The 4,978-nt window shown below is 51.4% G+C and carries 4 protein-coding genes; 2 read left to right on the top strand and 2 right to left on the bottom strand.

All coding sequences use genetic code 11. The features are described 5' to 3' along the window. Window positions 1-81 precede the first annotated feature (81 nt). Window positions 82-1,221 carry a peptidylprolyl isomerase gene (locus tag ACR0P9_RS07490; RefSeq protein WP_432618826.1) on the top strand — a complete coding sequence of 380 codons (1,140 nt, stop codon included), beginning with the start codon at window positions 82-84 and terminating at the stop codon, window positions 1,219-1,221. Window positions 1,222-1,405: 184 nt separating this feature from the next. Next, window positions 1,406-2,698: a glycosyltransferase family 2 protein gene (locus ACR0P9_RS07485; RefSeq protein WP_432618824.1), complete on the top strand. Its 1,293-nt coding sequence runs from the start codon at window positions 1,406-1,408 to the stop codon at window positions 2,696-2,698. Window positions 2,699-2,751: 53 nt separating this feature from the next. Here ACR0P9_RS07485 and ACR0P9_RS07480 read toward each other — a convergent pair whose 3' ends face one another. Both ACR0P9_RS07480 and glgB read right to left on the bottom strand, forming a co-directional pair. Continuing rightward, window positions 2,752-3,471 (bottom strand): hypothetical protein, encoded by a 720-nt coding sequence (locus tag ACR0P9_RS07480; RefSeq protein ID WP_432618822.1) that lies wholly within the window; start codon window positions 3,469-3,471, stop codon window positions 2,752-2,754. A gap of 106 nt (window positions 3,472-3,577) precedes the next feature. Continuing rightward, window positions 3,578-4,978: 1,4-alpha-glucan branching enzyme (glgB, locus tag ACR0P9_RS07475; protein ID WP_432618820.1), on the bottom strand; the 1,401-nt coding region annotated here is incomplete at its 5' end.

Below are 4,978 nucleotides of genomic sequence, written 5' to 3'. Positions count from 1 at the left end.
TGAAACTAACGCGCCAAGTGGGGGAAGCGGCCGCTTTCCTGTGGCGGCGGGATGAAAAATGAAAGAACAGGAGAATCAAACATGAAGCGATTACTTTCCATGCTCATGGCTGGTATCCTCTGTGTCGGTATGCTGGCAACAATGACTGGCTGCGGCACGACGGATAACACACCGGTTGTGGCAACCATCGACGGAGAGGATGTACACTCCAGCGAGCTGGCAGCATACATTGTCTATAATTTGATGTACTATGAAAACTCGTTCGGCATGGACATTCAGTCTATGGCAAGCGACGAGATCTTTGGCAGCATCAAGGAAGGCTGCCTCAATCAGGCAAAGCAGTATCGTGCCATCAAGAAGCTGGCAGAAAATGAGGGCGTCAGCCTGAGCAAGAACTCCAAGAAGGAGCTCAAGGAAAACCTCGACAACAACAGACAGCAGCTGGGTTCTCAGACCGGTACCTTTACCCGCTGGCTCAAGTATAAGGTCAAGGGCGATGAAGATCCGTTTGTTACCTACCTCAACAGCTATGGCTACACCGAAGAGCTGTACGAGAGCAACAACGAGACCATGCAGCTGATGAATGACATCATTGAGAAGTATTACGATCAGGGTGACATCACCAAGCAGTTCCAGAACACCTATCTGCACGCCAAGTCCATTCTGATTAAAGATGTAGACGACAGCGGCAACGAGCTGACCGGCGACGCACTGACCGCAGCACAGAACAAGGCACAGTCGATTCTGGATCAGGTAAAGGCAGATCCGAGTAAGTTCGATGACCTGTGGAAGGAAAACAATGCCGATACCGCACAGTCCAAGAACGGCTACTACTTCACCGAAGGCGACATGGTAGACGAGTACTATCAGGCAGTTGCCAAGATGGAAGAGGGCGCAATCAACGACGAACTGGTATACTACAAGGGCTATGGCTGGTTCATCATTGAGAAGCTGAAGCTGGAGGATTCCGCACTGACCGACACTTCTGCTTATCTGAGCAATTCCGGCAACGGCGATGAGAGCACCATCAAGTCTGCAATCGGTGAGAAGATCGTGCAGGACAAGCTGGACGGCATCACCGAGGACATGAAGGTAGAGACCACTGACGAGTATGACAAGATTACCGCATACAACGTCAACACCTATCTCCCGTTCAATGCAGATGCCTTTGTATCCAATGGCTCCGGTTCTGCCGGTTCTGCGGTAGGTTCCGCTGGCTGATAGCAACGAGAGCAAAACGAAAATGCTTGAGGGAGCACCTATTTTGGGTGCTCCCTTTTGTATACAGTGTAGAAAATTGCAAAGATTTTGTGAAAAACATCGGGATTCCTTGCAATTGTCACAAGAAAGTGTTATCTTTTTGAAAAGAAAAGAACCTGTAGCAAAAATGGGAAAGGGGATTGTTGTGAATCTCATTATTCATATGAATACTTTGGTCATTACGATCATTTCTGTTCTGTATGTCTATCAGATGGGATATATCGGTGTGGTATTTATTGGAGAATATATCCGCAAACGCCGCAAAAAGCACCATGCAGAGCCGATCATCAAAACCAATCGGTATGCGGCGATTATTTCCGCGCGAAATGAATCCAGTGTCATTGGCCAGCTGCTGGATACCATCAAGGCGCAGACGTATCCGGCGGAATTTCTGGATGCAATTGTTATCGCGGATAACTGTACGGACAACACCGCACAGGTGGCGCGTGACCACGGTGCCATTGTCTATGAGCGATTTAACAAGGAGCAAGTCGGCAAGGGCTATGCGCTGGATTATCTCTTTACGAAGCTCAAAGAGGGCGTCGGTGACGACTATTATGACGCCTATGTCATTATTGATGCGGATAATCTGCTGGATGAGCACTTTTTTGAGGCGGTCAACAAGACGTTCTGTCAGGGCTACCGCATTATGACGACCTATCGAAATTCCAAAAACTTTGCGACAAACTGGATCTCTGCCGGTTATTCGCTGTGGTTCCTGCGTGAAGCGAAGTTCTTGAACAATGCCCGCATGATGCTGGGAACCAGCTGTGCGGTCTCTGGTACCGGCTTTGTCGTGGCAAGCGCAGTCATTCGAGAGCGCGGCGGCTGGCCGTATCATCTGCTGACAGAAGATATTGAATTTACCGTCGATACCGTCATTCACGGAGAGATGATTGGCTACTGCGGCGATGCGATGCTGTACGATGAGCAGCCGACGACATTCAGCCAGTCTTGGACCCAGCGTATGCGCTGGGCAAAGGGATTTTATCAGATTGTCGCCAACTACGGCGGCAAACTGAGCAGCGGCATCGTCACCAAGCGTCACATCAAAAAGCTCGCCAGCTATGATTTGACCATGACGGTTATGCCGGGTATGCTGATTACGATGGGCATTCTGGCAATTGATCTTGTTATTCTGCTGATGGGTGTGTTCGGTTCACTGTACATGCCGCATATGATTCAAACGATGCTCAGTTCGCTGGGCTTCTGGCTGCTCGGCTACTATGGCTCCCTGTTCTTGATGGGTCTTGTGACGATTATCTCGGAGCGCAAGAAAATCCGCAACTGCCCGACATGGAAGCGTGTCCTGTATACATTTACGTTCCCGCTGTTCCAGCTGACCTATCTGCCGATTGCCGTTGCTGCTCTGTTCCGCAAGGTAGAGTGGAAGCCAATCAAGCATGAAGTGTCCAAGTCGCTGGATGAAATTCGATAAGATAAATCAAAAGTCTCCCAAAAGGGAGACTTTTGCTATTTTGGGGAGATGATTTATTGTTCATCGTGCAGAGCGGAGTTATACGCGCGGACGCCTTCTGCGGACAGTTTGATGAGCGCGAGCACCGGAGCCAGCGAGGCGATTTCCTGCAATGTCGCGGAATCGGACAGAATATCTGCATAGGTTTGCTTGGCGAGGAAGGCGGCGGACGGTGTGGTGCTGCTGTTTCTGGTACACAGCCAGCCAAGCTGCCTGCCGAGATTGTGTACGCCGTCTGTGTAGCGCAGACCAAGCGCGGCGGATGCCAACTCGTCCAGCATGGTTTCCGGCGTATCATCGGACAGCGCGAGCACCATAAACGGGAACTGGGTACCGGATGCGTGTTGTTCGGCTTGCAGCTGTTTCACCGTAGATTGCAGCTGTGAGACAGCGGCAATCTGCTGCTGAAGCGAGGCTGCAAGCTTGGCTGTGGTGATGGAACCGTCTGGAACAGAACCCAAAGCGAGGTCAGAGAGCTGCTGCTGTACCTGCTCGATGGCCTGCTGTACATTGGATGCCGAGACACCGGCGGTGCCGGTAAATCCAATCTGTTTCGCGCCCGCGGTGTCCGATAGAGCCTGTGCCAGCGCATTGTGTGCGTGCATGAGCTGGAGCGGATTGGCGTCAAAATATGCCTTAAGATCTTCTGCAGATAAGGCGGGACGATCTGCCAAGGCAGAAATCGGATGCTCTAAAGAAGAAATACAACAGTCTGCAAGGGTTGAAATAGGCATGAATATGTCTCCTTTCAAAAGAAAAAGATCTGTGAACTGCCTATTTGTAATAATAGGAGCACAGATCTTTTTTGTCTAGTTGTTTTTTCCACAGATTATTCCACAATCACTCTCGGCACAGCAGGCTGCCGGACAGCGGAGCCAAGCGGACTTGTCCGTGCACGCTGCCGGGATTGGTCACGCCGGAACCGGAATATTGGGTGTCATCGGTGTTGACCAGCTCGGTCCAGTCGCCGGACATCGCAGGCAGGAATACTGTGACAGGCTGCAAACCGAAGTTCATGACGCAGGCAACCGTCTGCTTGCCGTCTTCGGAACGGCGCACAAACGCAAAGACAGTGGCCGGTGCGCCCGGTGTGTCCAGCCAGCGGAAAGCACGCGGATCGTATTCAGTATCATATAGAGCGCGATAGTCCAAGCCGATTTTGTGCAGATGGCGGCAGTAATGATTAAACGCATCGTGCATCGGATATTCCATCAGATTCCAGCCCAGCTGCTTGTTTTCATCCCACTCGCGGAACTCTGCCAGCTCATTGCCCATGAAATTGAGGACTTTGCCCGGATGTGCACACATATACAGATACAGCAGGCGGGTCTGCCGGAACTTTTGGTCGTAATCGCCCCACATCTTGTCGATGATGGTGTGTTTGCCGTGCACGACTTCATCATGCGACAGCGGCAGAATAAAAATGTCGTTGTAGAAATACGCCATCGAGAACATGAGCGTGTGGCGGGAATGATTGCGGTCGTTCGGATGCATGGACAGATACTGAAGGGTATCGTTCATCCAGCCGAGATCCCACTTGTAATCAAATCCCAGACCGCCGTACTGCGGCGGAGCTGTGACTTTGATGTAATTGGACGAGTCCTCTGCCATGAGCATGACGTTTGGATAAGTCTGCTGAAGATAGAAATTGGTATCCTTGAGGAACCAGATGCCCGGATCGTTGAGCGGGGCGTTGGGATCGCCGTTTTTGAAAATGAGCTGAGAAACAGCGTCGTAGCGCAGACCGTCAATGTGGTAGTAGTTGATCCAGAAATCCAGCGAGGACTTCATAAATGACAGCACATGCGGCTTGGTGTAATCAAACAGCACCGTGCCCCATTCCGTGTAGCGCAGATCTTCGTACTGCGATTCATAGACAAATCCGCCGTCAAACTGATGCAGACCGAAGAAATCCGTCACGAAATGCAGAGGCACGACGTCGAGAATGACGCCGATGTGCGCCTGATGGCAGCGGTCAATCAGTTCCATCAGACCATACGGATCGCCGTATCGCGAGGTGGCGGAAAAATAACCGGTTGCCTGATAGCCCCAGGAACCGTCGAATGGGTGCTCGGTCAGCGGCATCAGCTCAATGTGAGAAAATCCCTGCTCTTTGATATACGGGATGAGCTGGTCAGCCAGCTCTCGATAGGAGAGCATTCTGCCGTTTTCCTGTTCCTCCGGCGTGGCGGTCTCCGGGAGATCTTTTAGATCCCGCCGCCAAGAACCGGCGTGCAGCTC

Origin of the sequence: Butyricicoccus sp. (assembly GCF_050872565.1) — a bacterium.
Classification (GTDB): domain Bacteria; phylum Bacillota; class Clostridia; order Oscillospirales; family Butyricicoccaceae; genus Butyricicoccus_A.
The sequence above is the reverse complement of the archived record's forward strand: the minus strand, read 5'-3'. Positions and strand labels throughout refer to the sequence as shown.

Excerpts from the sequence above, each read along its gene's own strand:
- ACR0P9_RS07480 (WP_432618822.1), bottom strand. The coding sequence starts at position 3,471 with ATGCCTATTTCAACCCTTGCAGACTGTTGTATTTCTTCTTTAGAGCAT.
- ACR0P9_RS07490 (WP_432618826.1), top strand. The coding sequence starts at position 82 with ATGAAGCGATTACTTTCCATGCTCATGGCTGGTATCCTCTGTGTCGGT.